Below are 26578 nucleotides of genomic sequence, written 5' to 3' on the forward strand. Positions count from 1 at the left end.
TCGAACTCGTCGGTGAATACCCCGGCGTCCCGGGAACCACCATGACTGTCATCGCCGTAGACGCCGAACAGATCCTTGACTCGCGCGGCTGGCCAACCCTACAGGTGTCCCTGACTCTTCACGACGGGACAACAGTGGTGGCATCAACACCCGCAGGTGCGTCCACGGGTGCTTTTGAAGCTGCTGAGGTCCGTGATGGCGGCCACTCGTTCCAAGGTCGAGGCGTTCACAAGGCAGTGGCCGCAGTGACCGGTGAAATCTCAGAACTCCTGATGTCCACTCCGTGGACCAGCATCACAGAGATCGACGACGCACTCCGGGAACTCGACGGCATCCCGAACCTGTCCCGTCTCGGGGCGAACTCGACAGTGGCCGTCTCAATGGCTGCGGCACGGGGATTGGCATACGCCACCGGATTCCCCCTTTACCGGTGGATCAGCGCCGTCACAGGATCAACCGCGCTCCTCCCCGTGCCGCACTTCAACGTCCTCAACGGCGGCGCTCACGCGGCCAATGAACTGGACTTTCAAGAGTTCATGCTCGCCCCGATCGGCGCCGCGAACGAGGAACACGCGATCCAAGCCGGCAGCGAGATCTACCACGTCCTCGCGAACAAAGTGAACTCTGCATATGGCGGAGTCGGCCTCGGAGACGAGGGCGGATTCGCCCCGCCCATCTCCCACCCCAGCGAGGCGCTCGATCTGCTCACCGACGCGATCCTCGCGGCGGGCTACACCACTGATCAGGTCAAGATCGCCATCGACTCGGCCGCCAACGGCTTCTACCGCGGCGACGGGGTGTACCGGCTGGGCGGCAAAGACCTCAACCGGCAGCAACTCGCGGACTACTACGTGCAACTCGCCTCCGACTACCCCCTGTGGAGCATCGAGGACGGCTTCGCCGAAGACGACCACCAAGGCTGGGGCATCCTCTTCGATCGCATCTCCGACAAGGTCCAGATCGTGGGCGACGATCTCTACGTCACGGACGCACGACGCATCCAATCCGGCGCCGACAACGGCTACTCCAATGCCGCCCTGATCAAGCTCAATCAGATCGGGACCGTGAGCCAGACATTCGACGCGATCGCGGTCGCACGCCAGAATTCCATGAGATGCATGATCTCCCACCGCTCGGGCGAGACCGGCGATGACTTCATCGCCGACCTCGCCGTCGGTACCGGCGTCGGCCAAATCAAGGCCGGCGCTCCGGCGCGCGGCGAGCGAGTAGTCAAATACAACCGACTGATGCGGATCGAGAAACAGGAACCCACGCTGCGCTATGGACTCGAATAGAAAGGGACACAGGCTGGACGAGAACAACGAGAGCCTGCGACAGGCGGAGCACGTCGACGAGTTACCTGTCGACAGCGATGTCGAGGTCGATGACATCAGGCCGGCAAGGCCCGCACGTCCGGTGCATCTGCGGTGGAGCTATGTCGGCATCGTCGCGCTCGGCGGTGCCGTCGGCTCGGGGGTGCGTGAGGCGCTCAGTCTCGTGATCCCGCCGTTGGGCGCGTTCCCGATGGGGATCTTCGTGATCAACATCACCGGCGCGTTCGCGCTCGGTGTCGTCCTCGAGCTGCTGCGCCGCCTCGGCCCCGACGAAGGCCACCGACGCCGCCTGCGGCTGCTGATCGGCACCGGCTTCATGGGCGGCTACACGACGTACAGCACGCTGGCGGTGGGAACGGCGACCGCGATCACCGGTGGTCACGCCGTCGTCGGGATCTTCTACGCGCTCATCAGCGTCATCGCGGGGGCGGCGGCCGGATTCGCGGGCATCGCGGCGGCCGCTGAGGCGCATCGGTGGGGGACCACGCCGAAGGGGCAGGCGCAGTGAGCCCGAGCCCTCTCGTCTTTCTCGGCATCTGCGTGGCCGGCGGCATCGGCGCCGCGGCGCGCTTCGTCATCGACGGGCTGATTCGTGGGCGCTTCCGTACGGTGTTCCCGTTCGGGACCGCGGTCATCAACGTCACCGGATCCTTCATCCTCGGCGTGCTGACGGGGCTGCTGCTGTCCACGGTGCTGTCGCAGAGCTGGGAGCTGGTCCTCGGCACCGGGATCATGGGCGGCTACACGACCTTCAGCACCGCCAGCATCGAGACGATGCGCCTGGTTCAGGACCGCGAGTACACGATGGCGCTGACCAACGGGGTCGCGATCATTGCCGTCACGGTCCTGGTCGGACTGCTCGGCCTGTGGGTGGGCAGCGTCATCTAGTCTTCGGCCGGACGAGGACCGCCGTGATCCCCGCGGCAGCCATCCACGCCCCGGCGTAGCTGAAGCAGGCCGCGGCGCCAGCTGCGGTATAGATGGCGCCGCCGACGACGGTGGCGGTGAGGTCGCCGCCGGCTTGGACGAGGCCGAGCATGCCGAATCCGGAGCCGCGCATCGCGTCAGGAACATGCTGGGCGACGAGCGTCGACTCTGCGGTCTCGCCGAGTCCGATCCCGATGCCGCCGAGCACGAAGAACAGCAGGACGAGCCCCCAGGCAGGTTTAGTGAACGCGAGCCCGAGATATGCGGCGACATAGGCCGCGGCGCCGAGAGCGAGGACGGTGTGGGCGCCGATGCGGTCGATGAGCGCTCCGGCGGGAATCGACAGCAGCGCCGCGGCGGCGTTGTAGGCGGCGTAGAGGACGGTGGTCAGCGCGATCGCGGCTGTGGTCGGGAGGCCTTCGGCGATGAGGAGTTCGTTGGCGCGCAGGATGAGGAGGGTGGCGGCGAGGTTGCCGCCCTCGAAGAGGGCGATCGGGATCAGCACGCGCAACAACCCGGTGCCGCGCAGCCGCCGGTACCCGGCCAGCAGCCGGACTCTGCCTTCCGGGGCGTCGGCGACGATGCGGCGCGCTTGTCGGGCGGCGATGCCGATGGCGACAGCGGCGAGGAGGCCGGGGATGACGGAGACCCAGATGGTGGGTCGGATGCCGATCCAGGTGGCAAGCGCCCCGCCGAGGAGCGGCCCGATGACGGCGCCGAGGTTGTCACCGGCGCGCTCGACCCCGTAGGCGCGACCGGTAGCGCCTTCGGCGGCGAGGGTGGCGAGCATGCTGTCGCGGGCGGGGGAGCGGAAGCCGCGGGCGGCCCAGCTGATGCCGCGCAGGATGCCGGCCTGCCAGGTCGCGACCGCGAGGCCGATGGCGGCGGTGGCGACTGCGGTGACGGTGTATCCGCCGGAGGCCATGCGTCGGCGCCGCCTCGGGTCGTCGGCCAGGGGGCCGCCGGCGAGCTTGCTGAGTCCGGTGAGCGCGTCGGAGAACCCTTCGATGACGCCGAGGACGGCGGCCGATCCGCCGAGGACACTCGTGATGAAGCTCGGCAGGATGGCGGTGACCATCTCGTGCCCGGTGTCGGACAAGAAACTGGTCGCCCCGATGCTGGTCACCCCGAGCGTGAGCCACCGTGGCCGGCGACGGCCCGGCCGGTCAGGGCCGGGGTTGGTGCGGCTCACCGTTCAGCTCTCGTAGCTATCGGCGAGACGGTAAGCGTGGACCGCCGCCTGCACGAGTGCCTCGGCCTCGGCGCGGGTGCCGAAGCCGTGGACGTTGACGAACTTGCCGGGCTCGAGGTCTTTGTAGTGGGTGAAGAAGTGTGCGATGGCGTCCTTCGTCGGTGCGGGCACGTCGTCGATGTCGTCCACCCACGCCCAGCGGGGGTCGCTGGCGGGCACGGCGAGGATCTTGGCGTCCTTGCCGTTCTCGTCCTCCATGCGGAACACGCCGACGGGGCGCACGTCGACGAGGACGCCGGGGAAGGTCGGCTCTTCCAGCAGCACGAGGGCGTCGATGGGGTCGCCGTCGTCGGCGAGGGTGTGCTCGATGAAGCCGTAGTCGGCGGGGTAGACCATCTGCGTGTACAGGGTCCGGTCGAGCTTCACCCGCCCGGACTTGTGGTCGACTTCGTACTTGTTGCGGCCTCCGCGCGGGATCTCCACGACCATCTCGAGCGCCGATTCGGACATGCTTCCACCTCTCCTGATCTCAGGGGGTAGGAAGCCATCAGCACGAGGGCGGTTCAGCCGGGAATCGGCTCGGCGGGATCCATCACCGTGGAACCCATGCTAGCGCCCTCCGAAAGTGGTAGCCCATGCAGTGTGCGCGGCCTGCGGGAGTAGATGGATTCCCGTGGTGGTCGCGCGTCATCATCCTGGGGCGGGGACTCTGGGAGCCGGCGGGCAGTGGTCTCTGCGGGATGAGTTGTCCGCAGCGGCACTGCCCGCCTCGGATTATTCCCCTGTCGGGGATGTCGGCCACGGATTCAGGAAGTAAGCCAGTCCCGTCAGGGCGGTGATGATCGCGAAGATGAACCCCACCCACCACACGCCCAGGCCAGTGACGCTGAACAAAGGCAGCAGGAGAAAAAGGAGGGCGAGGAGCGCGACCGCGTACAGCGCCCACTTCCCGATCGGGCCGGCCACGCCCCGCCACTGGATGGTCACGGCAGCCACTACCGTGCCCACGAAGATCGCGATCGCGATGATCCATTGGGCTATGTCAGGGAGCTTGGTGGCGTCGGGGAAACTGCGGGTGACGATGTCCCAGATGCCCCAGACCAGGAAGCCGAACGCGGCCACCCACAACGCTATCTTTCCCACCAGGTTCTTCCCGACAATGCGGTTCGAGCCCGAACGCCCGATGGCAAGCACGATGAAGCCGAGCCCGACCACGATGAGACCGACGAGCTCAACCCATCGGAATGCGGTGTCCGTGCTGGAGGCGAGCTGGCACACGATCACGGCGACGAGCCACAAGAATCCGCCGATCAGGAGCCCGCCACCTCCGTAGGCGCGCCACGTGGTCAGGGTCGATTCTGTTTTCGCCATAGTTCCATTCGCTTTCGTTGAGTTATCTGGCACGGCGCGTGATTCTGCGTTGAATACGCTGCTCGCCCGGACACGAAGTGACGCCAATAGCTGACGCCGGATTCGGTCACGCCTGTCAGCCGTGACGCATGCCGTCCGTCTCGGCCTCGCGCTCTGCTGCGAAGCGCCGGTGTCTTCCGACGTGTGGCGACTCGATCATCCGGACTCAGTTCCTCCTATCTCGGACGCATAGAAACGCACCGGATAGGGACCGTTGTCGACGTTGATCGCGGTTATCTACGGTGGGCCCCACCACCGTGACGGATATTCCGTCGTCGCAATCATTATCAGAAAACACCGCTTGGGTGGAAGCCCCCGGCTGACGAGGCGGCGGTATGGCTCATGGTCGCCGCCACGGAAACTCCATGTTCAAGGGGCTCGTGCACGCCCCAGGCCCCGCAAGTCGCGCGGGCAACCTGGCGAAACCCGCGTGCAGGGTGCAGACTGAGGGCGGCGATGAGGCTCGCCGTATAACCGCGGAACGGTCCGCTGATGGCTTCTACCTGCAGCACCATGCGTCACGCATGACCACAGGTAGGAGCAGACCCCGTGACAGACCCGCAGCACAAGCCCGCTGACTTCCGCAGCATCCTCTTCCCTCACACCAGCGGCGTGCCGGCGCTCGTGTCGGAGGAGCCGTCGTGCTTCCACGACCTGAACCTGGACCAGATCGTCGCGACGCTCACGAGCGGCCGTGACGACTATCGGCTGGAGCCGATCTTCTATACGTCTTTGACGAGCACGCAGCAGGTCGAGTACCGGCAGCAGGTCTACGCGGATCTCGCCCGGGACGAGGTGCACGCGCACGCGACCGCTTTCGCGCAGGCGATGACCACGCACCGCAGCCGGCTGGCGCAGCTTTCCAAGCTGTATGCCGCGCGGCAGAAGGAGTTCTGGCTGCTGTCGGCGATGCTCACGTACCAGCACGCCGTGCGCGACTTCGCCGAGGCCCTCGCAGGTGACGAGCTGGAGTCCTCGGGCATGCAGGGGCTGCGCGACTGGCTGCAGGCGTATGTCGCAGGCCCGGAGTTCACGCGGTTGGCCGAGCAGGGCGAGAAGATCCGTGCGGATCTGGACGCGATCCGCTTCACCATGCTCTTGGACGGCTTGAAGGTGACCGTCACCCCGTACGCGGATCAGGCGGATTACAGCGCGGAGGTCGAGGCGACGTTCGCACGTTTCCGGCAGGGCGAGGTGAAGGACCATCTCGTGCAGTTCCGCAGCTCTCTGTGGTTGGACACGGTGGAGGAGAACACCTTGGAGCTCGTCGCGAAGGCGAACCCGGAGACGTTCGCCGCGCTCGACCGGTACGTGCGGGAGAACCAGGACCGCTACGTGGACCCGGCCGTCGCGGACACCGACCGGGGCCTGCAGTTCTACCTCAGCTACCTCGAGCACACCGAGCGCGTGTCGGCGGCCGGTCTGAGTTTCACGATGCCGCGCGTGACCCGGGACAAGGCCTCCCGCGCGAGCGACGTCTTCGACCTGGCGCTTGCGGACAAGCTTGTCTCCGAGAAGAAGCCCGTGGTCACGAACTCCTTCCATCTGGAGGAGAACGAGCGGGTCATCGTCGTCACCGGCGCCAACCAGGGCGGCAAGACCACCTTCTCCCGCACCTTCGGGCAGTTGCACTGGCTGGCGAACCTCGGTCTACCCGTGCCCGGCACGGATGCCGCGCTGTTCCTCTTCGACCAGTTGTTCACCCATTACGAAAAGGAGGAGGACATCACCACGCTGCACGGCAAGCTCGAAGACGAGCTCGTGCGCATCCACGACATCCTCCAGGCCGCCACGGGCGACTCGATCATCGTGATGAACGAGATCTTCAACTCCACGACCCTGGACGACGCCATCCTGCTCGGCACGGCCGTGCTGCAGGAGATCATCGAGCGGGACATCCTCGCCCTGTGCGTGACCTTCATCGACGAGCTGACCACGCTGAGCGACACGACCGTGAGCATGGTCGCCGCCGTAGATCCTGCTGAGCCGGCGACCCGCACCTTCAAGCTCGAACGCCGCCCCGCCGACGGCCTCGCCTACGCGGTCGCGCTCGCGGAGAAGTACGGGCTCACCCACGACCAGCTCACGGAACGGATCGCCTCATGAAGACCTGGCTGCTGTTCGCCGACCACGACCTGCCCGAGTCCCCGCAGCCACCGTGGAACGCGGAAGCCATCGTGCAGGACGTCGAACTGACGCCTCTCGTGACGGCGATGGCGCAGGGCGATCGCTTCCTCGCCGAGGTCGCTTCCCGTGTGCTGCTCGAGCCGCTCACCACGATTGAGGAGATCCGGTACCGGCAGGAGGTGCTGCTGGACTGCCAGCGGCAGGAGGCCGTCGTCCGCGAGCTGTACGACCTGGCGGTGGAGGCGATCACGCGGGAGCGGAAGGTCTACGGATGGATGAGCGACCGGAACCCCGCCGCGATCCTGCAGCGCGCCATCGAGGTGCTCGAGATCTTCGTCTCGATGCTGCGCACCCTGCGGCAGATCGCCGCCGAGCATCAAGGCGACTTCGAGTCCGCCGGCTTCGGGCGTTTCTTCCGGATGACGCTCGACGAGCTGGACGACGACTACTTCGCCGAGATCGACCGGCACCTGCGCCGCCTCCGCTTCCGCAATGGCGTCCTCATCAGCGCCGGCCTCGATCACGGCGGCAAGGTGAGCGCGCTCGTGCTGCGCCGTCCGAACCAGGAGAGGCAGAGCTTCTCCGACCGGATCAACTCGTTGACGCATCCGGACCCGTACTTCCGCATTGCCGACCGCGACGAGGCCGGCGCGAACGCGCTGACCGAGATGCGCGGACGGGGTCTCAACCTCGTCGCCGACGCGCTGGCACGCTCCACCGACCACATTCTGAGCTTCTTCGCGATGATGCGCCTCGAGCTCGGCTTCTACCTCGGCTGCCTGAACGCCCAGCACATCCTCGAGAGCAAGGGGCACCCGTTCGCGTTCCCCGACCCGGCGCCCGCCGAGGACGACGCGTTCTCCAGCGACGGGCTCTACGACGTGAGCCTCGCCTTCGTCAGCGACGACCCGGTGACCGGCAACGACGTGCGCGCCGACGGCAAGCCGCTGATCATGGTCACGGGCGCCAACCGCGGCGGCAAGTCCACCTTCCTGCGCAGCGTGGGGTTGGCGCAGTTGATGATGCAGGCCGGCATGTTCGTCGCCGCCGAATCGCTCAGCCTCAGTGTCGCGTCCGGCCTCTTCACCCACTTCAAGCGCGAAGAGGACGAGAGCATGACCAGCGGCAAATTCGACGAGGAGCTCGTGCGCATGCACGACATCGTCCAGCACCTGAAGCCCGGCAGCATCATGCTCTTCAACGAGTCCTTCGCGGCCACCAACGAACGCGAAGGCTCCGAGATCGGCCGCCAGGTCATCCACGCCCTGCTGGACAATCACATCCGCGTGGTGTTCGTCACCCACCAATACGACCTCGCCCACAGCTTCACCGGAAACGAAGACACCTACTTCCTGCGCGCCGAACGCGAGCGCACCTTCAAGCTCATCGAAGGCGAACCACTGCCCACCAGCTACGGCGACGACCTCTACCAGCGCATCTTCGGGCACGACCCTCACACCGCTAAGGACCGGGTCGACTCCTGAACGGCGGGTCATCTCGCGCGTCGGCCGGCGACACGATGATTTCATTGAGATTCTGCTGCCTGAGAAACCTCGATGCCGGCCCTGGATGAAACGGCGAGCGTCTCGTCAGAGATCCGCACAAGTGGCGGCCATCCGGTCAGATCCCGCGAATACGCGGCCGGGGGACATCTGGGATGACGCCGGCCGCGCGGCGGCTAGAAGCCAGTGTGCCTTCGTGGCCAGAGTGGATTGGCAGGAGGTTAGACGCCGACTCCGGAGTCGCCTGCGACACCCGAGATGCCGGCTTCGCGGGCTTCACCGTCGTCGGCTACTGGCGAGGAAGCCGGGGCAGCGGCGAGTGCGCGTTCGGCTTGCCGCCGCAGCATGAACGGACCACCGGCCGCAAGTCGCTCCAACAACTGCTTCTCGTTGTCGACTGTGGAGAGGGCGAGTAGCGAATGCAACGCCTCACCGGCCACGTAAGGGTCGGGCGGCCGATCGATTGCCTCGCGAAGCGCAGAGACCGCCTCGGCGTTGCCTTCGGCGCCCAGGCGGCGGGCGCTGATGATCGCGACATCCGGGTCCGGATGACGCAGCGCCCAGATCAGGCGCTGCGTCTCCGTCGCCTCGGCGGGTGGGCTGATCTCGTGGCCGCAATGCACGCACGCTCCCGTGGTGTGGTCGTTGCGCCCGTAGCAGGCCCAGCAGTAGAAGGCCATGATCAGCTCACCCGTGGGTCACACGCCGTAGTAGAGCTCGTACTCGAAGGGGTGGGGGCGCTGAGCGAGGGGCTTGAGCTCCTTCTCGCGCTTGTACTCGATCCAGGTCTCGATGAGCTCCTCGGTGAACACGCCGCCCTTGGTGAGGAAGTCGTGGTCGGCCTCGAGCGCGTTGAGCACGGCGTCGAGCGAGCCGGGGACCTGGGGGATCTGCTTGGCCTCCTCGGGGGGAAGCTCGTAGAGGTCCTTGTCGACGGGCTCGTGCGGCTCGATGCGGTTCTGGATGCCGTCGAGGCCCGCCATGAGCTGCGCCGCGAAGGCGAGGTACGGGTTGCCGGACGCGTCCGGTGCGCGGAACTCGATGCGCTTGGCCTTCGGGTTCGTGCCCGTGATCGGGATGCGGATGGCCGCCGAGCGGTTTCCGGCCGAGTAGACCAGGTTGACGGGCGCCTCGAAGCCCGGAACGAGGCGGTGGTACGAGTTCACCGTCGGGTTCGTGAACGCCAGCAGGGCCGGCGCGTGGGTCAGGATGCCGCCGATGTACCAGCGGGCGATGTCGGAGAGGCCGCCGTAGCCGGCCTCGTCGTAGAACAGCGGCTGCGAGCCGTTCCACAGCGACTGGTGGGTGTGCATGCCCGAGCCGTTGTCGCCGAAGAGGGGCTTCGGCATGAACGTGGCGGTCTTGCCCCACAGCTCGGCCGTGTTCTTGACGATGTACTTGAACTTCAGGATGTCGTCGGCCGCGTGCACCATCGTGTCGAAGCGGTAGTTGATCTCCGCCTGGCCGCCGGTGCCGACCTCGTGGTGCGCGCGCTCCAGCACCAGGCCCGCGTCGATCAGCTTCAGCGAGATGTCGTCGCGCAGGTCGGCCTGCTTGTCGACGGGGGAGACGGGGAAGTAGCCGCCCTTGTAGGGGGTCTTGTTGCCGAGGTTGCCGCCCTCCTCGACGCGACCCGAGTTCCAGGCGCCCTCTTCGGAGTCGACGTGGAAGAACGCACCGTTCTGCTTCACCTCGTAGCGGACGTCGTCGAAGATGTAGAACTCGGCCTCGGGGGCGAAGAACGCGGTGTCGGCGATGCCGGTGGAGGCGAGGTACTTCTCGGCCTTCTTGGCGACCTGGCGCGGGTCCTTCGCGTAGATCTCGCCGTTGCGCGGGTTGTAGATGTCGAAGATGAGGTTGAGCGTGCGCTCTTTGCGGAAGGCGTCGAGGTAGGCGGTGGACGGGTCTGGGATGAGCTGAAGGTCCGATTCGTGAATGTTCGCGAAGCCGCGGATGGAGGAGCCGTCGAAGGCGATGCCTTCTGCGAAGAAGGCCTCGTCCACGGTGGAGGCCGGGATCGTGATGTGCTGCTGCACACCCGGCAGGTCGGTGAAGCGGACGTCGACGAAGCGCACGTCCTGTTCCTTGATGAAAGCGAGCACGTCGCTGGCGGTTTTGAACACGGGTGGTCTCCAGGAGGGGTACAGGATGTGGGCCCCCGAGGAGAATCCGACCGCCGGCGCGCTCAACTACCCTCCGCAGGGAGAGTAGGAACCATCAGCTCGGGCGGTTCGAACGACCGAAGACGTTCTGGCGGGATCCATCGCCACGACTGATGCTAGCGGATGACGGCAGGCCCCTCGACCTTCGCTTCGTCCTCTCCCGCGCCTGTCCGCGCAGCAGTTGGCTGAAAGTCGCATGCCGCACCGCCGGGCGGGGGCGGTGCGGCATGACGGTGGCGCTGCTACAGCCCGTAGGGGAGTTCGACGCTGTCCGCGATCTCGACGAGGCGGTTGTACTTGGCGACACGCTCTCCTCGAGCGGGAGCGCCGGTCTTGAGGTGTCCGGCACCGGTGCCGACGGTGAGGTCGGCGATGAAGGAGTCCTCGGTCTCGCCGGAGCGGTGGGAGACGAACTGGGCGTAGCCGCCGTCGCGTGCTACCCGCATCGCCTCGAGTGTCTCGGTGACGGTGCCGATCTGATTGACCTTGATGAGGGAGGCGTTGCCGACGTGCTTTTCGATCGCCTCTGCGATGATCTTCGGGTTGGTGCAGAAGATGTCATCGCCGACCAGCTCGACCTTTTCTTGCAGGCGGTCGGTGAGCCTCTGCCAGCCATCCCAGTCGGACTCGGCCAATCCGTCCTCCAGCAGCCAGACCGGATAGCGGTCGACGATCTGCGCGTAGCGCTCGATCATCTCGTCGCTTGAGAACACGGTGCCGGCGACGTGGTAGGCGCCGTCGTGGTACAACTCGCTGGATGCCGGGTCCATCGCGATCGCGATGCCGTCGAGGCCGGGCGTGTAGCCGGCGGCGCCGATCGCTTTGACCAGGAGGTCGAGTGCGTCTTCCGGTTGGGCGATCTCGGGGGCGAAGCCGCCCTCGTCGCCGAGGCCGACGGCCATGCCCTGCTCGTGCAGGATCTTGCGGAGAGCGGTGTAGACCTCGGAGCCGGCGCGGACGGCCTCGGCCATGTTCGGGGCACCGATGGGGGCGATCATGAACTCCTGGAAGTCGAGCTCGTTGAGGGCGTGCACGCCGCCGTTGATGACGTTGAAGTGCGGGACCGGCATGCGCGGCTCGTTCACCTCGCCGACGAAGGAGCGCCACAGCGGCACGCCGGCGGTCTCGGCGAAGGCGCGTGCGGCGGCGATGGAGACGCCGACGATCGCATTCGCGCCCAGTCGGGATTTGTTCTCCGTGCCGTCCAGGTCGATCAGGGCCTGGTCGAGGTCGGTGAGCGTGGCGAAGCTTCGTCCGCGCAGCGTCTGAAGGATCTCGCCGTTGACGGATGCCGCTGCTTTCAGCACCCCTTGGCCCAGGAAGCGGTGAGGGTCACCATCGCGCAGTTCGACGGCTTCGCGGGTGCCTGTCGAGGCGCCGGCGGGGACACCGGCGCGGACGTGAATCCCGCTGTCGGTCTCCAGGGTGACCGCCAGGGTCGGCCGGGATCGGGAGTCCAGGATCTCGACGGCGTGGACGTTGCTGACGGTGATGCTCACGGTTGCTCCAGTTCTCTCTACCGAAGACGTTCCTACGCTTCGGCCATCGACGATGTGGGTCGAAAGCCACCCGACGAGAGAGCGCGCTCAAGCTTCCTCCCCAGCCGGTCGGGGGTAGGGCCCATCAGCGCAGCGCAGTTCGAACCGCGAGGTTCCGGCGAGGTCCATCGCCAGCGCCAGCATAGGCGTACCCTGGACGTTAATGCAGTAGCGGTGGAGGGGCTCACCGCCACGACGCGGAACACGCCGCCAACGGTCCCTACCTTGAAACTCGCCGACGCGAGAGGGGTAGGGAATCATGAACGTCTCACCGCAATCGTCCACGCTCATGCAGGCAGAGAACGTGGTCGCCCGAGAGCATCTTCTCCTTCTCGAAGAGGCAGCGCTGGCGTCGCTCCGCGACGTGCCCGGGTTGAGTTTCGCGCCCATGTGCGCCGACGTGTCCTCGGTCTACGTGGTCGCCTACGACGGGCGCCCGATCGGGCGTGTCTACCGGGTCATCGTTCAGCCCATCGGCTTTGCCGGGTGGGTCGGCATGCCGAGGCGGCCGGCGCGCTGCAACGGCATTCCGTATGCGACACCGGCAGACGCCGCGCGTGCAGTGCGGGCACGGGCTCTCATCGACGCACCCGCTGCGGAGGCGCATCTGTGAGGGACGCGCTGCAGAAATACAGGGATCTGCGCCTGGAGTTGGGAGACGTGGTGCGGGCCCAACTGCACTTGGCCAGGGAACGACGCGACCCAGTGCTGGAGGCCTCGGTACGTGAGCTCCTGGTCCGCCTGGCGCGAGACCGATTCACGGTGGCCGTGGCCGGGCAGTTCAGCCGCGGCAAGACCACGCTCCTGAATGCGCTACTCGGCGCCGAGTACCTGCCAACAGGAGCATTGCCGCTGACCTCCGTCCTCACCCGCATCGAATACGGCAGCAACACGGATGCCTCCTACCGCCGCCGAGGAAGCGACATCGACCTGCCGGTCCCTCTTGCCGATGTGCCGCAGCTAGTCGCCCGGCAGAGCGCTCGACGGACCGAGGAGCAGATCACCGCCGTCAACATCCGGATCCCTGCGGAGTTGCTGCGCCTCGGGATCTCCTTCGTGGACACTCCGGGTGTCGGAGGAATCGACGCCGCCACCTCGGCGATCACAATGGGCTTCCTCGCCGAGGCAGACGCGATCGTGTTCGTCACCAGCGCCGACTCCGCCATCAACGACACCGACCTGCGCCTCCTGGAACAGTTCCCCGCGACGGCGCACCTGTTCTGCGTGGTGAACAAGCGTGACCTTGTGACGCCACAGGAGGCCGAGGAGGTGACCGCCGCCGTGCGCGAGGTTCTGTCCGCTCATCGGCCGCCCGACACCACGGAGGTCGCAGCCCTCTCCGCCCTGCACGGTATCCAGTCCGCGCACTCCCTGGACTCCCATGCCGACGACGGGGGGATCGGCGGGTTCCGCACTCGTCTGGCCGACTTCGTCACAACCATGCGCGCGCCCCTCACCCTGAGCAATGTGCGCGAGGCCAGCGAACGCCTCGCCCGCACCCAGGGCACCCTGCTGACCCTGGCGCAGCGGTACGCGACAGCCGGACCGGAAGAGCAGGCATCCGTGCGCAGCCGAATCGCCGATGCCCGCGCGTTCGCGGCCCGAACACAAGCGGAGACGCTGAACCGAGTCCGCACACGCCTGCAGGAGCACGTGGAAGCGTTGTGGAACGCCCCGGATTGGCTCGCCGACGTGGCAGCTCTGGGCGGTGCGACCGACGGGGACGTGGAGAATTGGGTTGCCGCGCGCACCGGGCGGTTCACCGAGGAGGCCGTGCGTGCTGCCTCTCCGGAGTTGGCTGGCCTTGCGGGGACCACGACAACCCCTCTTGAGGCCGCCTTGTCGATGCTGACGCAACCACGCGCGGCGCGTGAAGCGTCCGCGTCCGAGAGGGCGCTTCACGCCCCGTGGGTTCCGGCGTCGCTCCCGTCGATTTCGCCGCCCCGCTTGGCCGGGCCCGCAGCCGCTTCTGACGAGAGTCGGTGGCCGGGCCACGAACGCCGGGCCGCAGAGCGGCGCGAGGAGGAGGTCGAGCAGTTCCTCGCCCGATTCCGGGACGGTCTCGACGCGCAGGCAGAGCAGTGGCTGCGCATGCTCGAGGCCGAGACGAGGCAGCGCACCCGAGAGGAAGCGGCGCGGCTCGACGCGTACCTTGCCACGCCCGTAAGCCGCGCCCAGCTCGACGCTCTCACCCGTGCCGAGACGCACCTGACCGACCTCGCCGCCACGCTGGCCGCCTCAACAGCGGAAACCACCGGCCCGCGGGGGACCGTGGGGGCGGCAGAGACAAACGACGAGCCCGACGCGCTAGACGTGCCCGACGGCTCTGCCATTGACGGGCATCGGGAGATCGGCTGTGTGGTGTGTGGCCGGCAGCGCGCGGCACTGGTCGAGGATCTCAGCCAACGCCAGTTCGGCCTAGCGACCAGAGAGGCCGACCAGATCGCTCTGGCCCACGCCCAAGGTCTGTGTCCTGCGCACACCTGGTCCTACGCCAGCATGACCTCGCCCCTGGGCATCTCCGCCGCCTTCGCATCGCTAGCCGAGGCAACCGCAAAGGCTCTGACCAACTCGCTCCAGCACGGTGGCGCACTACCCGATGTCATCGACCCTGATCCACGTTCTTGTCCGGTATGCGCGGCGATCCTTCAGGCAGAGTCCGCCGCACTTCGCGAGCTTCACGAGGGCGATACCGTGTGCCTGCGACATCTCGCCCGCGCGGCCGAGTCCGGAGTGAGTCGCCCACTGGTGGAGGCCTTCACGCGCGAGCTCGCTGAGACATTGACCCGCCACGCGCAAGACATGCGCAGCTATGCGCTGAAACGCGAGGCCCTCACCCGAAGTCTGCTGACTGCTGAAGAGTCCCGCGCCTATCGCGAGACGCTCATGCTGCTGGCAGCCGACCCCGCCCTCGCGATGCCGCTCAGCACCGCGAGCGAACGGGACGAGATCAGCTTCGAACGATGAGCGCCAGCCAAGAGCGGCCGATCGGCGCCGCCGAGTTTCTGCAGTTGAGCCGGGCATACTGGCTCCCGCCATACGGGCACGGCAACGGGCTCGACGCCCTCACTTGGGCACAGCTCGCGCGGGTGGCTCGACGTCAGGCCGAACGGATGCTACAAGCTCTGGGGGAGGCTGGCATGCCTGCCTGGACCGCGCCGGCAGACCATCACACGCCGGACAGCGACGCGGCCGCATATGACGTCTGGGTAGCGACGGTCGACATTGGCGCCGCCGAAGACATCGCCATGGGCGTCCTTGCCGACACGGGGGAGATCGCTCAGCCTTGAGCAGGGCGCCTCCTCCTCCTTGAGAGCGCCAGTCTCATCTCTGTTCAGCGCTCATCGAAGAGCGCGCGAGGCTCCGTCTATTTATCGGGGCCCGCACGACGAGGAAGCGTGCAGATATCACGCAATGTCCAACCAGGCTCCGATGACGGTGACCGCGATGCCGCCGATGAGCATGACGATCGCCCAACGCAGCTTGCGTGCCGTCAGCGTGGCACCGATCAGCCAGCCCAGGACGCCGAGCAGCAGAATCGTGATCGCGAGCGCAACCAACGGCGGGACGGGCAGAAGGGTTCCCAGCAATAGGGGGCCTGCGGCGCCCACGAGGCTCGCGATGGCGGCGAGTCCCGCGGCGATCGTCGACTCGCGGGCGACCGTCCTGCCGAGGCTTGTAGCTGCGAGCCGTCCCGGTTCCGTCAGGTTCAGCTCCCGAGAGGCGCGGACGAGTCGGGTGCGGCGCTCGGCGTAGTCGGCGACGAACATGGTGAACGCGGCGGTCACGCAGGACGCCGCACCGACCCGGCCGGCCAGTTCAATGTTCAGCCCGTCTCCAGTCCCGCGCAGAATCGCTCCGGCTGCGAGCGTGAGCGCGTTGAGGATCCCGTCAGTCACGCCCAGCACGAGAGGAAGGACCGGGAGCTGGCGCAGCCGGATTCGCCTGCTCATTCAGCGTACGCGTGAGACGTGGTCGATGATCCGTTCCCCGGCGACGACCTCGTCGATGCTGTGGAGGACCGCCCCGGCTTTCTCGATCGCCTCGAACAGGGCATCGGTGTCGATGTCGTCGCCCTCCACGGTGACGACCGTACCGACGGTCTCGATGTCGATCTCGTTGACCGTGATGTTCACGGCCGCCACTCCGGAGACCTCGGCGATGGTCCGGGCGAGACCGACCATCTCGGGTCGGTCCACGACTTTGTCGACATCAAGGGCAAGGCGTCGAATGGGCGCGCTCACGCTACCTCCTGTTCGGAAGGTAGGGCCTATTAGCTCAAGCGCGGTTCGAACCAGTCCTGGTTCCGGCGAGGTCCATCGCCGTGCTCAGCATATGCGCCAAGACGGCGACGACGGGAGCCGGTGCCGAAACGAATGGTATTTACAGCCTGTGACCGGCTTCGGGCAAGCCCAGTGTCGACAACGGAGCGAACGGTAGTCTTGACCGGACGGTGATGGATCCCACCGGGGCGAGGCCAGCCGCCCGAACTGCCCCCGCTGATGGCTCCTACCCACGTTTCGCGTCATCTAGGCAACACCAGGCGCGAAACCGGGCAGGAAAACGGGAGCATGACTGACAGTACCGATGTGCGCGCTCGCCGAGAGCCGCGGATCACGACATCCTTCCATCAGGCTCGCGGGGCCTTCGGTACTGTCATGGCCGAGGGACGCGTACATCGTGCGGTATCTCTTCTCGGACCCGCGTTCGTCGCCTCCGTCGCATACGTTGACCCGGGAAACTTCGCGACGAACTTCGAGGCCGGCGCGCAGCACGGCTACCTGCTGGTCTGGGTCGTCGTCCTCGCGAACGTGATCGCCATCCTGTGCCAGTACCTGTCGGCCAAGCTCGGAATCGCGACCGGCATGAGCCTGCCGGAAGTTTGCCGCGCCGAGTACCGGCCAGCGGTCAACGCCGTTCTGTGGGTGCAAGCAGAGGCCGTTGCGATTGCGACCGACCTCGCCGAGTTCGTCGGGGCGGCGCTCGGATTGAATCTGGTCTTCGCCATCCCGCTGTTGCCGGCCGGGCTGATCACGGGTGCGGTGTCGTTCGCGATCCTGCTGATCGAGCAGAAGGGTTATCGCCCGTTTGAGATCGCGATCGTCGCACTGCTCCTGTGCGTGGCGGCGGGCTTCATCTACGACCTCATCGCCGTAGGCCACCAATCTGTGACCGGGATCCTTGACGGGATCCTGCCGCGTATCGAGGGAAGCCGGTCGGAGACACTCGCGGTGGGCATCATCGGCGCCACAGTGATGCCGCATGTCATCTATCTTCACTCGGCGCTTCACGCAACCCGGATCCGTCCTGGCAATGATGCTGAGGCACAGACGCTGAACAGGTACAGCAAGTGGGATTGCATCGGCGGGCTGGGCGGGGCCGGGATCATCAACCTCGTCATGCTCTGGATCGCCGCAGCGCTCTTCTTTCGACGCAACGCAGGCGGCGCGAGCGACCTGGGGTCGATCTATCAGCACCTGGGCGCGGTCGTCGGGGCCGGTGCTGCTCTGGCCTTTGCGATCTCGCTGGCCGCCTCCGGGATCGCGTCCTCAACCGTCGGAACCTACGCCGGGCAGGTCGTGATGCAGGGGTTCATGAACTGGCGCATCCCGCTCTTCTGGCGCAGGGCAATCACCATGCTTCCGTCGCTGGCCGTTCTCGCCGTGGGAGTCAACACCACCTCGGTGCTCATCGTCTCCCAGGTGCTGCTGTCCTTTGGAATTCCGTTCGCGTTGATCCCGCTGCTGCTGCACACCCGCAAGCGCCGACTCATGGGCTCTCTCGTCAATGGTCGGCTAATCACGTGGGCCGCGACCGGCGCGGTCGCGTTGATCGTCATCCTGAACGTGTACCTGATCTGGACGACCCTCTCGTGAGACCGCGGCAGCCAGATCCGGAAGTAAGGGAGATCGTCCGCATGAAGCCGTCGTTCAGCAAGCCCATGCGGGCCGCGCTGATATCGGAGGGAGACTGCTCGCATGCGCAGCGTTGGCGTTGAGGAGGAGCTCCTCCTGGTAAGTGAGGAAACCGGTGCCCCGGTGGCCATCGCGACATACGTCCTGGACCGAGAGGCAGCCCCCGGGGTCCCGGATCTGACGGCCGAACTTCAGCAGGAGATGATCGAGATCGTCACCCGCCCGACGTTGTCCGGCGACGAGCTCCACACCGAGATCGTCGAGGGCCGCGCCCGCGCAGATGCGGCAGCACGGGAGATCGGCGCCCGCGCCGTCGCGCTCGCCACCTCGCCGATTGCGGTCCTTCCGCACACGACCATGCATGGGCGCTATCAGCAGATGGCCGCCCGCTACGGCATCACCGCTCGCCGCACTCTCGTTTGCGGCTGCCATGTGCATGTCTCCATTGACTCGCCGGAGGAAGGTGTGGCGGTCCTCGATCGCATCCGTGTATGGCTGCCGGTGCTGCTCGCGCTCAGCTCCAACTCGCCCTACGCCGATGGCGAGGACACCGAGTATGCCAGCTACCGGTCCGTTGCCTGGAGGCAGTGGCCCTCAGCCGGGCCTCTACCTCTGCTCGGATCACCGACCGGCTATGAGGACCATGCTCGCCGGCTTCGGTCAACGGGGGTGCTCCTGGACGAGGGGATGTTCTATTTCGATGCCCGGCTGGCTCGTGCGCACCCGACCGTTGAGATCCGGGTCGCCGATATCTGCGCCGGCTCCGAAACCGCCACGGCGATCGCGATGCTCGCCCGCGCGCTCGTCGACACCGCAGCACAGGAGTGGCGCGACGGACGTCCGGCGCCTGATGTCACCGCTGCAGAGTTACGCCTCGATAGCTGGCAAGCGGCCCTCCGCGGCTTATCCGGCGATCTCGTGCACCCCTTGGAGCGCACGCTGCGGCCAGCGTCCGTCGTCGTCAACGCTCTCCTCTCGCACGTTTCCCACGCACTCGAGCGATCGGGCAACGTGGAGCGCGTCCACGGCGAACTCGCGAGGCTTGCCAGCGGTCAGAGTGGGGCGCAACTGCAACGTGCCGCTTTCCACCGCACAAGCTCGCTCCAAGCCGTGGTCGCCGACGCAATCGCACGCACCCACGCCACGACAGGGACGTTCTCACCCCGCCCGGAGCCCGCATAAGCGCGGTGAAGGCTCGTTCGCTCCTGCCTCGCGTGCCGGCGTCAACGGGCCGGTGACAAGCTCACACCTGCTCCTGCCATCGCCGCCTCGACCGCGGTGATATCACGTACCGCCCCCTTGTCCGCGGAGAGCGCCATGACCGCGTACGCGCGCAGGGCGGCCGAGACGACTCGGTCGCGGTTCCGGGGCCGGAAGCCGCCGGAGGCCAGGAGCCGGGCGCGGCGCTCCTCCAGCTCGGCATCCGTGACCTGCAGGGTGATCGAGCGGGTCGGGATGTCGATCGTGATCGCGTCGCCGTCCTCGACGAGTGCGATCGTGCCGCCGGCTGCCGCCTCCGGGGAGACGTGGCCGATGGACAGGCCTGAGGTGCCACCGGAGAAGCGCCCGTCCGTGACGAGCGCGCATGCCTTCCCGAGCCCGCGACCTTTCAGGAACGACGTGGGGTAGAGCATCTCCTGCATGCCGGGGCCGCCGCGCGGGCCTTCGTAGCGGATCACGACGACGTCGCCGGCCTGCACGCGCTTGCCCAGGATCGCGTCCATCGCCTCCTCCTGCGATTCGAGGACCACGGCGGGGCCGGTGAAGGTGAGGATCGACGCGTCGACGCCCGCGGTCTTCACGACGCAGCCGTCCTCCGACAGGTTGCCCTTGAGGATCGCGAGCCCCCCGTCGGCCGAGTAGGCGTGCGTAACGTCGCGGATGCATCCGCTCTCGGCATCCAGGTCGAGGCTCTCCCAGCGCTCGGACTGCGAGGACGCCTTCGCCGAGCGCCGTCCGCCGGGCGCGGCGTGGAACAGTTCGATCGCTTCGGGTGAAGGAAGGGACCCGCGCACGTCCCAGCGTTCCAGCCACACTGGGAGTCCCGGCGCGTGGACCGAGCGCACCCCGCGATTGAGCAGTCCCGCACGGTCGAGCTCGCCGAGGATCGCGGGGATGCCGCCGGCCCGGTGCACGTCTTCCATCAGGTAGGCGCTGCTGGGGGCGACCTTGCTGATGCAGGGCACCCGCCTTGAGAGCGCGTCGATGTCCTCGAGCGTGAAGTCGAGCTGCGCCTCCTGGGCTGCGGCCAGCAGGTGCAGGATCGTGTTCGTCGAGCCGCCCATCGCGACATCCATCGCCATCGCGTTCTCGAACGCGTCCCGGCTTGCGATCGCACGCGGCAGCACGGAGGCGTCGTCCTCGTCGTAGAAGCGCTGCGCGAGCGCGACGGCGGTCGCACCGGCGCCCTCGTAGAGCGCACGGCGGGCGGTGTGCGTGGCGAGGGTCGAGCCGTTTCCGGGGAGGGCGAGGCCGAGCGCCTCCACCAGGCAGTTCATCGAGTTGGCGGTGAACATGCCCGAGCAGGAGCCACACGTCGGGCACGCGGATTCCTCCACCCGCAGCAGGTCCTCCTCTGACAGCTCGGTCGACACCGAGTCGGTGATCGCGGAGATCAGGTTCAGGCTCTTCCTCACCGTCCCGTCGACGAGCACCGTGCGGCCGCCTTCCATGGGGCCGCCGGAGACGAACACGGTCGGGATGTTCAGCCGCAGCGCGGCCATCAGCATGCCGGGGGTGATCTTGTCGCAGTTGGAGATGCACACGAGCGCGTCGGCCTGGTGGGCGTTGACCATGTACTCGACCGAGTCCGCGATGAGCTCCCGCGAGGGCAGCGAGTAGAGCATGCCCGAGTGGCCCATCGCGATGCCGTCATCGACCGCGATCGTGTTGAACTCGCGCGGGATGCCGCCGGCCGCGCCGATCGCCTCGGAGACGACACGCCCTATCGGCTGCAGGTGCGTGTGGCCGGGCACGAACTCGGTGAAGCTGTTAGCGACCGCGACGATCGGCTTGCCGAAGTCCTCACGGGCGACGCCGGCCGCGCGCAGCAGCGCGCGGGCACCGGCCATATTTCGACCATGGGTGACAGTGCGGGAACGAAGAGGCGTCGGCATGCTTTCACGGTGCCGCTGCCGCGCCCGGCGTGGAAGACGGCGGCAACACTAGTAGCGGGAGCACCAGCCCGTCTCAGCATGCGTGTTCGGATCGGTTCGGGTCAGGAACGGGCCCTCGCTCTGTTACCGCAGCGACCGCGTGCGCTCTGCTGGGTGCCGCTTTCCGCCGCTCGGAGGGCTGCCTGGAACTCGCGTGACCAACGGTCGATGTCGTTGGCGCGGATGACTTGGCGAAGAGCGTGCATACGCCGCCGCTGCTCCTGCGAACCCATATGGATCGCACGAAGGATCGCCGCTTTCATGTTCTCGATGTCGTGGGGGTTGACGGGCAGTGCGTCGCACAGTTCGTCTGCGGCGCCGGCGAACTCGCTGAGGACGAGCACACCGTGCTCATCAATGCGGCTGGCCACGTATTCCTTCGCCACGAGGTTCATGCCATCACGAAGCGCGGTGACGAGCATCACGTCAGCGGCGAGGTAGAGCGCCACGACCTCCTCGCGTGGGTAGTCATGGTGGTGGTAATCGATCGCGGCATGTCCGATGGCGGCGAAGTCGCCGTTGATGCGACTGACTGTCAGCTCCATCTCGTCACGGAGCGCCACGTACGCGGGTACGCCTTCGCGGCTGGGGATCGCGACCTGGATCAACGCCACCTCCTCTACGTTGATCCGCCCCTCGGCTAGGAGCTCGCCTTAGGCGCGAAGGCGGTGGCCAATTCCTTTCGTGTAGTCGAGGCGGTCGACGCCGAGCATGATCGTTGTCGGACTGCCCAGCTCAGCGCGGATTTCTCGCGACCGCGCTTGGATGTCGGGGCGACGGGCGAGTGCATCGAAGCTCGCCACGTCGATCGAGATGGGGAATGCCTTGGCCAGCGTCCGATGAGGCTGCTGACCGACGACCTCGACATAGGGGGGCCTTGAGACGTGCCCCGTCCGTTCGGCGGCGTCGAAGAAGTTGCGAGCATCTGTGACGCGTTGAAAGCCGATAACGTCCGCCCCGAGGAGACCTTCTATGACCTGCAACCGCCACGGCAACTGGGCGAAGATGCCGTACGGCGGGAACGGGATGTGGTTGAAGAACCCGATCGTGAGATCGCTCCGTGCGCGGCGCAGCATCTGGGGCACGAGTTGAAGCTGGTAGTCCTGTACCCAGACGATCGCGCCGTCCGAGGCCACCGTCGCCGCGGCGTCGGCAAATCGCTGATTGACCGCGACGTAGCGGTCCCACCATTGACGTTCGTATTTCGGCGGCGCGATGAGGTCGTGATACAGCGGCCAGAGGGTCCCGTTCGAAAAACCTTCGTAATAGTTGGCGACGTCGCCGCGGGCGAGGGCAACCGGAATGATATGGATCCCGTCATTGACGAACGGCTCGACGTCGACGTCGCTTTCTCCGACCCATCCGACCCAGGCGCCGTTCTCAGCTCGCAGGACGGGCTCCAGCGCCGTGACGAGGCCCCCGGGCGAGCGCCGCCACGCCAGGCTGCCGCTTGCATCGACGGCGTGTCGAACGGGGAGGCGATTAGATACGACGACGAAGTCATATCGATCACGCACTACCGGATCCATGTAATCTCCCAACCTCTGCGGATATCTCAGAAGTAGGGACCGTTGGCAGCATCGCTGCGGCAGGAATGGCGAGCCCCTCCGCCAATCACACTGACGATACTCCGGCACGGCCGATAAGGCGCCCGCCCGCGCTGTGATTGGCCAGACGGACCCCTGCCCGCGTCGCAACGGTCACGCCCAGGGAGCTCTCCCGCTCGTCCGATTCCCGTCCGACCCCGTGTCGGGCACTGCCGGCTAGACGTTACTGTTCGTGGTCCCGCAGCCAGGGGATCAGGCCGCCGGCAAGCACCATGTCGACCTGACGGTCCGAGAGACGATGGATTAGCCGGTAGCTTTCCTCCCTGCTCGTATTGCGCGCTGTCATCTCGTGACCGTGTGCGATCGCCTCCCGCACGCCCTCCAGTTCGAGCACGTCACCTTGCTGCAGACGCTCGTAGTCGTCGGCATCGGCGAACTCCAGGGCGAGAACGCCGAAGTTCGCGAGGTTCTGCCAGTGGATGCGCGCATACGAGATCGCGATCACAGCCCTCAGCCCGAGAAACCGTGGAGCGATGACGGCGTGCTCTCGCGACGAGCCTTGCCCGTAGTTCGAGCCGCCGACGAGGATGTGGCCGGACTCCTCACGCACCTCTTTGGCGCGCTCGGAGTAGGTGGAGTCGAGCTGGTCGTAGACGAAGTCGGCGATCCGCGGGATATTGCTCCGGTACGGCAGCACCCGTGCGCCGGCCGGCATGATCGTGTCGGTCGAGATGTCGTCTCCAACCTTGAGCAGCACGGGCGCATGGATATGATCGGCGAGCTCATCGAACTCCGGCAGACTCACGATGTTGGAGCCGCGCACGAGCTCGACGCCTCGTGCCTCCTCCGGCGCAAGCGGCGCCTCGAGCATCGCGACATCGACCGTCGCGACGGCGGGAAGCCTCAGCTCGGGGTAGTCGATCCCCGCTTTCTCCGGCAGCTCCCTGGGGTCGGTGATGACACCGGTCAGCGCGGCTGCCGCCCCGGTCTCTGGGGAGCACAGGTAGACCGAGTCCTCGTTCGTGCCAGAGCGACCGGGGAAGTTGCGGGGCATGGTGCGCAGACTGTTTCGTCCGACCGCGGGCGCCTGGCCCATGCCGATGCAGCCGAGGCATCCGGACTGATGCAGCCTGGCGCCGGACGCGATGAGGTCCAGAGCGCTGCCCATTTTCATGAGGTCCTGCAGGATCGGCCGCGAGGTCGGGTTGATGTCGAGCGAGACGCCGGCATGGGCTTGTCTGCCCTTGAGAATCGCGGCGACGATGGCGAAATCGCGCAGGCCGGGGTTGGCGGAGGAGCCGATCACGACCTGCTCCACGGGCTGGCCGGCGACCTCGCTCACCGGCACGACGTTGTCCGGCGCGCTCGGCAGCGCGATCAGAGGTTCGAGGCTCGACAGATCGATCTGCTCGTCGATGTCGTAGTCCGCGCCCTCGTCGGCGAGGATCTCGACGAAGTCGTCCTCACGCTGCTCGCTGCGCAGGAACTCGTGCACCCGCTCGTCCGACGGGAATACCGTCGTCGTCGCGCCGAGTTCGGCGCCCATATTCGCGATGACGTGACGATCCATCGCGGTCAGCCCGGCGAGACCTGGGCCGTAATACTCGATGATCCGGCCCACACCGCCCTTGACGCTGTGACGCCGAAGCATCTCGAGCACCACGTCTTTGGCACTCACCCACGGCGGCAGCTCGCCCGAGAGCCGCACCCCCCAGATCTCCGGCATCCGTATGCTCACGGGACGTCCGACAACGGCCGTGGCGACCTCGATGCCGCCGACACCCATCGCAAGCATTCCGAGCGATCCCGCGGCGGGCGTGTGACTGTCGGAGCCCACGAGGCTCTTGCCGGGCACGCCGAAACGCTGCATGTGGGTCGGGTGCGACACACCGTTGCCCGGCTTGGAGAACCAGATGCCGAAGCGCTGGCACGCCGAGCGCAGGAAGTCGTGGTCCTCCGCGTTCTTCTCATCGCCCTGCAGCAGGTTGTGGTCGACGTACTGTACGGAGACCTCGGCCTGCGTGCGGTCGAGACCGAGCGCTTCCAGCTCGAGCATGACCATCGTTCCCGTGGCGTCCTGCGTCAGCGTCTGATCGATCTTGAGCGCGATCTCTTCCCCCGGCGCCATGGTGCCGGAGACGAGATGAGAGGTGATGAGCTTTTCGGCGACGTTCAGAGCCATGGGCGCTGCCATCCTTCCGAGGCGACGATGCCTCTTTTGTCACGATAGGCGCAACGCACTACGCGCACTAGCGGGGCAACGCCTTGACGCCCTGGGTCGCCCCGAGGTTCCGTGAGATGCGGCTAAGCCGCCCCTCGACGGCTTCACTCGCGCAAATGGTGTCTTCTCGTGCCACCTACAGTTGTTCCGTGTCGACCGATGACGAACAGCGAGGTGAGCTCGGCGCCTTTTTGCGCACGCGTCGCCAGCAGGTCGATCGCGCCACCTTCGGTTTGCCGCCGGCTGCACGCGGTCGGACCGTCGGCCTGCGGCGCGAGGAGGTCTCGTACCTGTCCGGGGTGAGCATGACCTGGTACACGTGGCTGGAGCAGGGACGTCCGATCAGCCCCTCACGGCAGGTACTGGATGCTCTTGCGCAGACCCTGCGTCTCACGGTGGCCGAGCACAACTACATCCTCACTCTCTGTGGACTTGCCTCGTCGCGTCCCCCATCAGGCGAGGCGGTTGCAGCGGCGCCCGAGCATGTCCAGCGCCTTCTCGATGCGCTCGAGGACCATCCTGCGTATGCTCTGGCACCGGACTGGGGCCTGGCGGGCTGGAACCGCGCCTACGAGACGCTCTACCCGAACGTCGCCACCGTGACACCGGAACAGTGCAACTTGCTCTGGCTGGTGTTCACCGACCCGTCGGTGCGCACGCTGCTGGACGACTGGGAGGTTACCAGTCGCCGTTTCCTGGCCGAGTTTCGTGCAGAGGCTGGCCCGAGGCTCGGCGAGCCCCGCTATCTCGACCTGGTCGGCCGCCTCGTTGAAGCGAGTCCTGCGTTCCGTGCGGGTTGGGACAGTCACGACATCAGCGGGTTCCAGTCCCGCGAACGTGTCTTCCACCATCTCCAGGTCGGACGGTTGGTCTTCGAACACCACCAACTGCGCCCCTCCGACCAACCAGATATTCAGCTCGTTGTCTACACCGCGGCTAGTGATGCGGACCGGGCGCGCTTTCGCGCCGCGCTCGGATCTCGTTCGTGATGTCCGGGAGCTCGCGGCGCTTTTGCGCATAACCTGGGCGCGTTGTCCGCATCATCAGCCCGTGTCACGTCCGAATTCATGCAGGCGCGGACACCGGTTGAGCGCTGATGGGCCGCCGGGGCGGATTCACGCGTGGTGCTCGATGAGCCGAGAGACCGCTCGGCTTCCTGGCTCCCGCGTTCGAGCAGAGCCTTGATCTCCTCGAGCGATTGTCCGAGTTGTTCGAGTCGTGCGACGTAGCCGCTGAACAGGCGCGCAATTTCCTCAGTCTGAGCCGAGTTCTGCTCCAGGGACTGTTGGTGGTGCCGCTCGATTTGATCGTGGTGGCGCACGTCCTCGGCGGTTCGCTGCCGATCACGGTCGGCTTGCCGTGTCTCTGAAAGCAGGATGAACGGCGCCGCATACGCGGACAAGGCGGAGAACACCAGGTTCATGAAGATGAACGGATACGGATCGAAGTGCGGGAGGCCGCGCCACGTGTTCGAGATCACCCAGGCGATGATCACGAGTGTCTGGCCGAGGACGAAGCCCGGCATGCCGAGTACGCGCACGACCCGTT

At 66.7% G+C, this 26578-nt stretch carries 22 protein-coding genes, 1 pseudogene and 2 riboswitches; of the genes and pseudogenes, 11 read left to right on the forward strand and 12 right to left on the reverse strand.

Features of this window, described 5'->3' with window-relative positions; genetic code table 11:
- The first annotated feature begins 41 nt into the window (after positions 1–41).
- The 3 genes from eno (ACFOYW_RS05915) to crcB are packed head-to-tail and all read left to right on the forward strand — an operon-like array spanning position 42 to position 2222.
- Complete coding sequence (eno, locus tag ACFOYW_RS05915) at positions 42–1295, forward strand: phosphopyruvate hydratase (RefSeq protein WP_390227852.1); 1254 nt, start codon at positions 42–44, stop codon at positions 1293–1295.
- Entirely contained in the window at positions 1282–1842 is a 561-nt protein-coding gene (locus ACFOYW_RS05920; RefSeq protein ID WP_390227853.1) for a fluoride efflux transporter FluC, read from the forward strand. Before eno (ACFOYW_RS05915) ends, ACFOYW_RS05920 begins: the two co-directional genes overlap by 14 nt.
- Positions 1839–2222 (forward strand): fluoride efflux transporter CrcB, encoded by a 384-nt coding sequence (gene crcB / locus ACFOYW_RS05925; protein WP_390227854.1) that lies wholly within the window; start codon positions 1839–1841, stop codon positions 2220–2222. Before ACFOYW_RS05920 ends, crcB begins: the two co-directional genes overlap by 4 nt.
- Here the strand turns inward: crcB and ACFOYW_RS05930 are convergent.
- The 3 genes from ACFOYW_RS05930 to ACFOYW_RS05940 form a co-directional block, all read right to left on the reverse strand.
- A complete protein-coding gene (locus ACFOYW_RS05930) occupies positions 2215–3453 on the reverse strand; it encodes an MFS transporter (protein WP_390227855.1) in 1239 nt (412 codons plus the stop codon). The two genes, crcB and ACFOYW_RS05930, sit on opposite strands and share 8 nt — an antisense overlap.
- A 3-nt stretch (positions 3454–3456) precedes the next feature.
- Positions 3457–3963, reverse strand: coding sequence for an inorganic diphosphatase (locus ACFOYW_RS05935; RefSeq protein ID WP_390227856.1), 507 nt, complete (start codon positions 3961–3963; stop codon positions 3457–3459).
- A gap of 264 nt (positions 3964–4227) precedes the next feature.
- Positions 4228–4824: a hypothetical protein gene (locus ACFOYW_RS05940; protein WP_390227857.1), complete on the reverse strand. Its 597-nt coding sequence runs from the start codon at positions 4822–4824 to the stop codon at positions 4228–4230.
- A gap of 482 nt (positions 4825–5306) precedes the next feature.
- Positions 5307–5372: riboswitch (Fluoride riboswitch) on the forward strand.
- Between the two features lie 40 nt (positions 5373–5412).
- Between ACFOYW_RS05940 and ACFOYW_RS05945 the strand changes: the two genes are divergently transcribed.
- Both ACFOYW_RS05945 and ACFOYW_RS05950 read left to right on the forward strand, forming a co-directional pair.
- Positions 5413–6969, forward strand: coding sequence for a MutS-related protein (locus ACFOYW_RS05945; protein WP_390227858.1), 1557 nt, complete (start codon positions 5413–5415; stop codon positions 6967–6969).
- Entirely contained in the window at positions 6966–8474 is a 1509-nt protein-coding gene (locus ACFOYW_RS05950; protein ID WP_390227859.1) for a MutS-related protein, read from the forward strand. The genes ACFOYW_RS05945 and ACFOYW_RS05950 overlap by 4 nt, the downstream gene beginning before the upstream one ends.
- Positions 8475–8713: 239 nt before the next feature.
- On the opposite strand, the gene ACFOYW_RS05955 is transcribed toward ACFOYW_RS05950, so the two are convergent.
- From ACFOYW_RS05955 to eno (ACFOYW_RS05965), 3 genes are all read right to left on the reverse strand, one after another.
- Positions 8714–9172: a HEAT repeat domain-containing protein gene (locus tag ACFOYW_RS05955; RefSeq protein ID WP_390227860.1), complete on the reverse strand. Its 459-nt coding sequence runs from the start codon at positions 9170–9172 to the stop codon at positions 8714–8716.
- An 18-nt stretch (positions 9173–9190) separates the two neighbouring features.
- On the reverse strand, positions 9191–10615 hold the full coding sequence (gene glnA / locus ACFOYW_RS05960) for a type I glutamate--ammonia ligase (RefSeq protein ID WP_390227861.1): 1425 nt from the start codon (positions 10613–10615) through the stop codon (positions 9191–9193).
- A gap of 78 nt (positions 10616–10693) precedes the next feature.
- A riboswitch (Fluoride riboswitch) is annotated at positions 10694–10769 on the reverse strand.
- A gap of 127 nt (positions 10770–10896) precedes the next feature.
- Positions 10897–12153 (reverse strand): phosphopyruvate hydratase, encoded by a 1257-nt coding sequence (eno, locus tag ACFOYW_RS05965; RefSeq protein ID WP_390227863.1) that lies wholly within the window; start codon positions 12151–12153, stop codon positions 10897–10899.
- A 298-nt stretch (positions 12154–12451) separates the two neighbouring features.
- On the opposite strand from eno (ACFOYW_RS05965), the gene ACFOYW_RS05970 reads away from it, so the two are divergent.
- Genes ACFOYW_RS05970 through ACFOYW_RS05980 form a run of 3 tightly spaced genes read left to right on the forward strand, consistent with a single transcriptional unit; the run spans position 12452 to position 15482 of the window.
- Positions 12452–12805 (forward strand): hypothetical protein, encoded by a 354-nt coding sequence (locus ACFOYW_RS05970; protein WP_390227864.1) that lies wholly within the window; start codon positions 12452–12454, stop codon positions 12803–12805.
- Positions 12802–15159, forward strand: coding sequence for a dynamin family protein (locus tag ACFOYW_RS05975; protein WP_390227865.1), 2358 nt, complete (start codon positions 12802–12804; stop codon positions 15157–15159). Before ACFOYW_RS05970 ends, ACFOYW_RS05975 begins: the two co-directional genes overlap by 4 nt.
- Positions 15156–15482, forward strand: coding sequence for a hypothetical protein (locus tag ACFOYW_RS05980; RefSeq protein WP_390227866.1), 327 nt, complete (start codon positions 15156–15158; stop codon positions 15480–15482). Before ACFOYW_RS05975 ends, ACFOYW_RS05980 begins: the two co-directional genes overlap by 4 nt.
- A gap of 117 nt (positions 15483–15599) precedes the next feature.
- Here ACFOYW_RS05980 and ACFOYW_RS05985 read toward each other — a convergent pair whose 3' ends face one another.
- Positions 15600–16145 carry a hypothetical protein gene (locus ACFOYW_RS05985; protein WP_390227867.1) on the reverse strand — a complete coding sequence of 182 codons (546 nt, stop codon included), beginning with the start codon at positions 16143–16145 and terminating at the stop codon, positions 15600–15602.
- Positions 16146–16436: a DUF211 domain-containing protein gene (locus tag ACFOYW_RS05990; RefSeq protein WP_390227869.1), complete on the reverse strand. Its 291-nt coding sequence runs from the start codon at positions 16434–16436 to the stop codon at positions 16146–16148.
- A gap of 414 nt (positions 16437–16850) precedes the next feature.
- Here ACFOYW_RS05990 and ACFOYW_RS05995 point away from each other — a divergent pair, with 414 nt between their 5' ends.
- Together ACFOYW_RS05995 and ACFOYW_RS06000 are read left to right on the forward strand one after the other, a co-directional pair.
- Positions 16851–18068 carry an Nramp family divalent metal transporter gene (locus ACFOYW_RS05995; protein WP_390227870.1) on the forward strand — a complete coding sequence of 406 codons (1218 nt, stop codon included), beginning with the start codon at positions 16851–16853 and terminating at the stop codon, positions 18066–18068.
- 102 nt (positions 18069–18170) lie between these two features.
- Entirely contained in the window at positions 18171–19289 is a 1119-nt protein-coding gene (locus ACFOYW_RS06000) for a glutamate--cysteine ligase (RefSeq protein WP_390227871.1), read from the forward strand.
- Between the two features lie 41 nt (positions 19290–19330).
- On the opposite strand, the gene ilvD is transcribed toward ACFOYW_RS06000, so the two are convergent.
- The 3 genes and pseudogenes from ilvD to ACFOYW_RS06015 all read right to left on the reverse strand — a co-directional run bounded on the left by ilvD (position 19331) and on the right by ACFOYW_RS06015 (position 24991).
- The gene (ilvD, locus tag ACFOYW_RS06005; protein ID WP_390227872.1) at positions 19331–21223 is read right to left on the reverse strand and encodes a dihydroxy-acid dehydratase; all 1893 of its coding nucleotides are present in this window, start codon (positions 21221–21223) and stop codon (positions 19331–19333) included.
- 101 nt (positions 21224–21324) lie between these two features.
- Positions 21325–22791, reverse strand: a pseudogene (locus ACFOYW_RS06010) (alpha,alpha-trehalose-phosphate synthase (UDP-forming)).
- Between the two features lie 241 nt (positions 22792–23032).
- Complete coding sequence (locus ACFOYW_RS06015; RefSeq protein ID WP_390227873.1) at positions 23033–24991, reverse strand: aconitate hydratase; 1959 nt, start codon at positions 24989–24991, stop codon at positions 23033–23035.
- A gap of 188 nt (positions 24992–25179) precedes the next feature.
- Between ACFOYW_RS06015 and ACFOYW_RS06020 the strand changes: the two genes are divergently transcribed.
- Positions 25180–26019: a helix-turn-helix transcriptional regulator gene (locus ACFOYW_RS06020; protein WP_390227874.1), complete on the forward strand. Its 840-nt coding sequence runs from the start codon at positions 25180–25182 to the stop codon at positions 26017–26019.
- Here the strand turns inward: ACFOYW_RS06020 and ACFOYW_RS06025 are convergent.
- On the reverse strand, positions 25956–26555 hold the full coding sequence (locus tag ACFOYW_RS06025; protein ID WP_390227875.1) for a DUF1003 domain-containing protein: 600 nt from the start codon (positions 26553–26555) through the stop codon (positions 25956–25958). The genes ACFOYW_RS06020 and ACFOYW_RS06025 overlap by 64 nt on opposite strands.
- Between the last annotated feature and the right edge of the window lie 23 nt (positions 26556–26578).

It is taken from the genome of Gryllotalpicola reticulitermitis, from assembly GCF_042651345.1.
Lineage (GTDB): Bacteria > Actinomycetota > Actinomycetes > Actinomycetales > Microbacteriaceae > Gryllotalpicola > Gryllotalpicola reticulitermitis.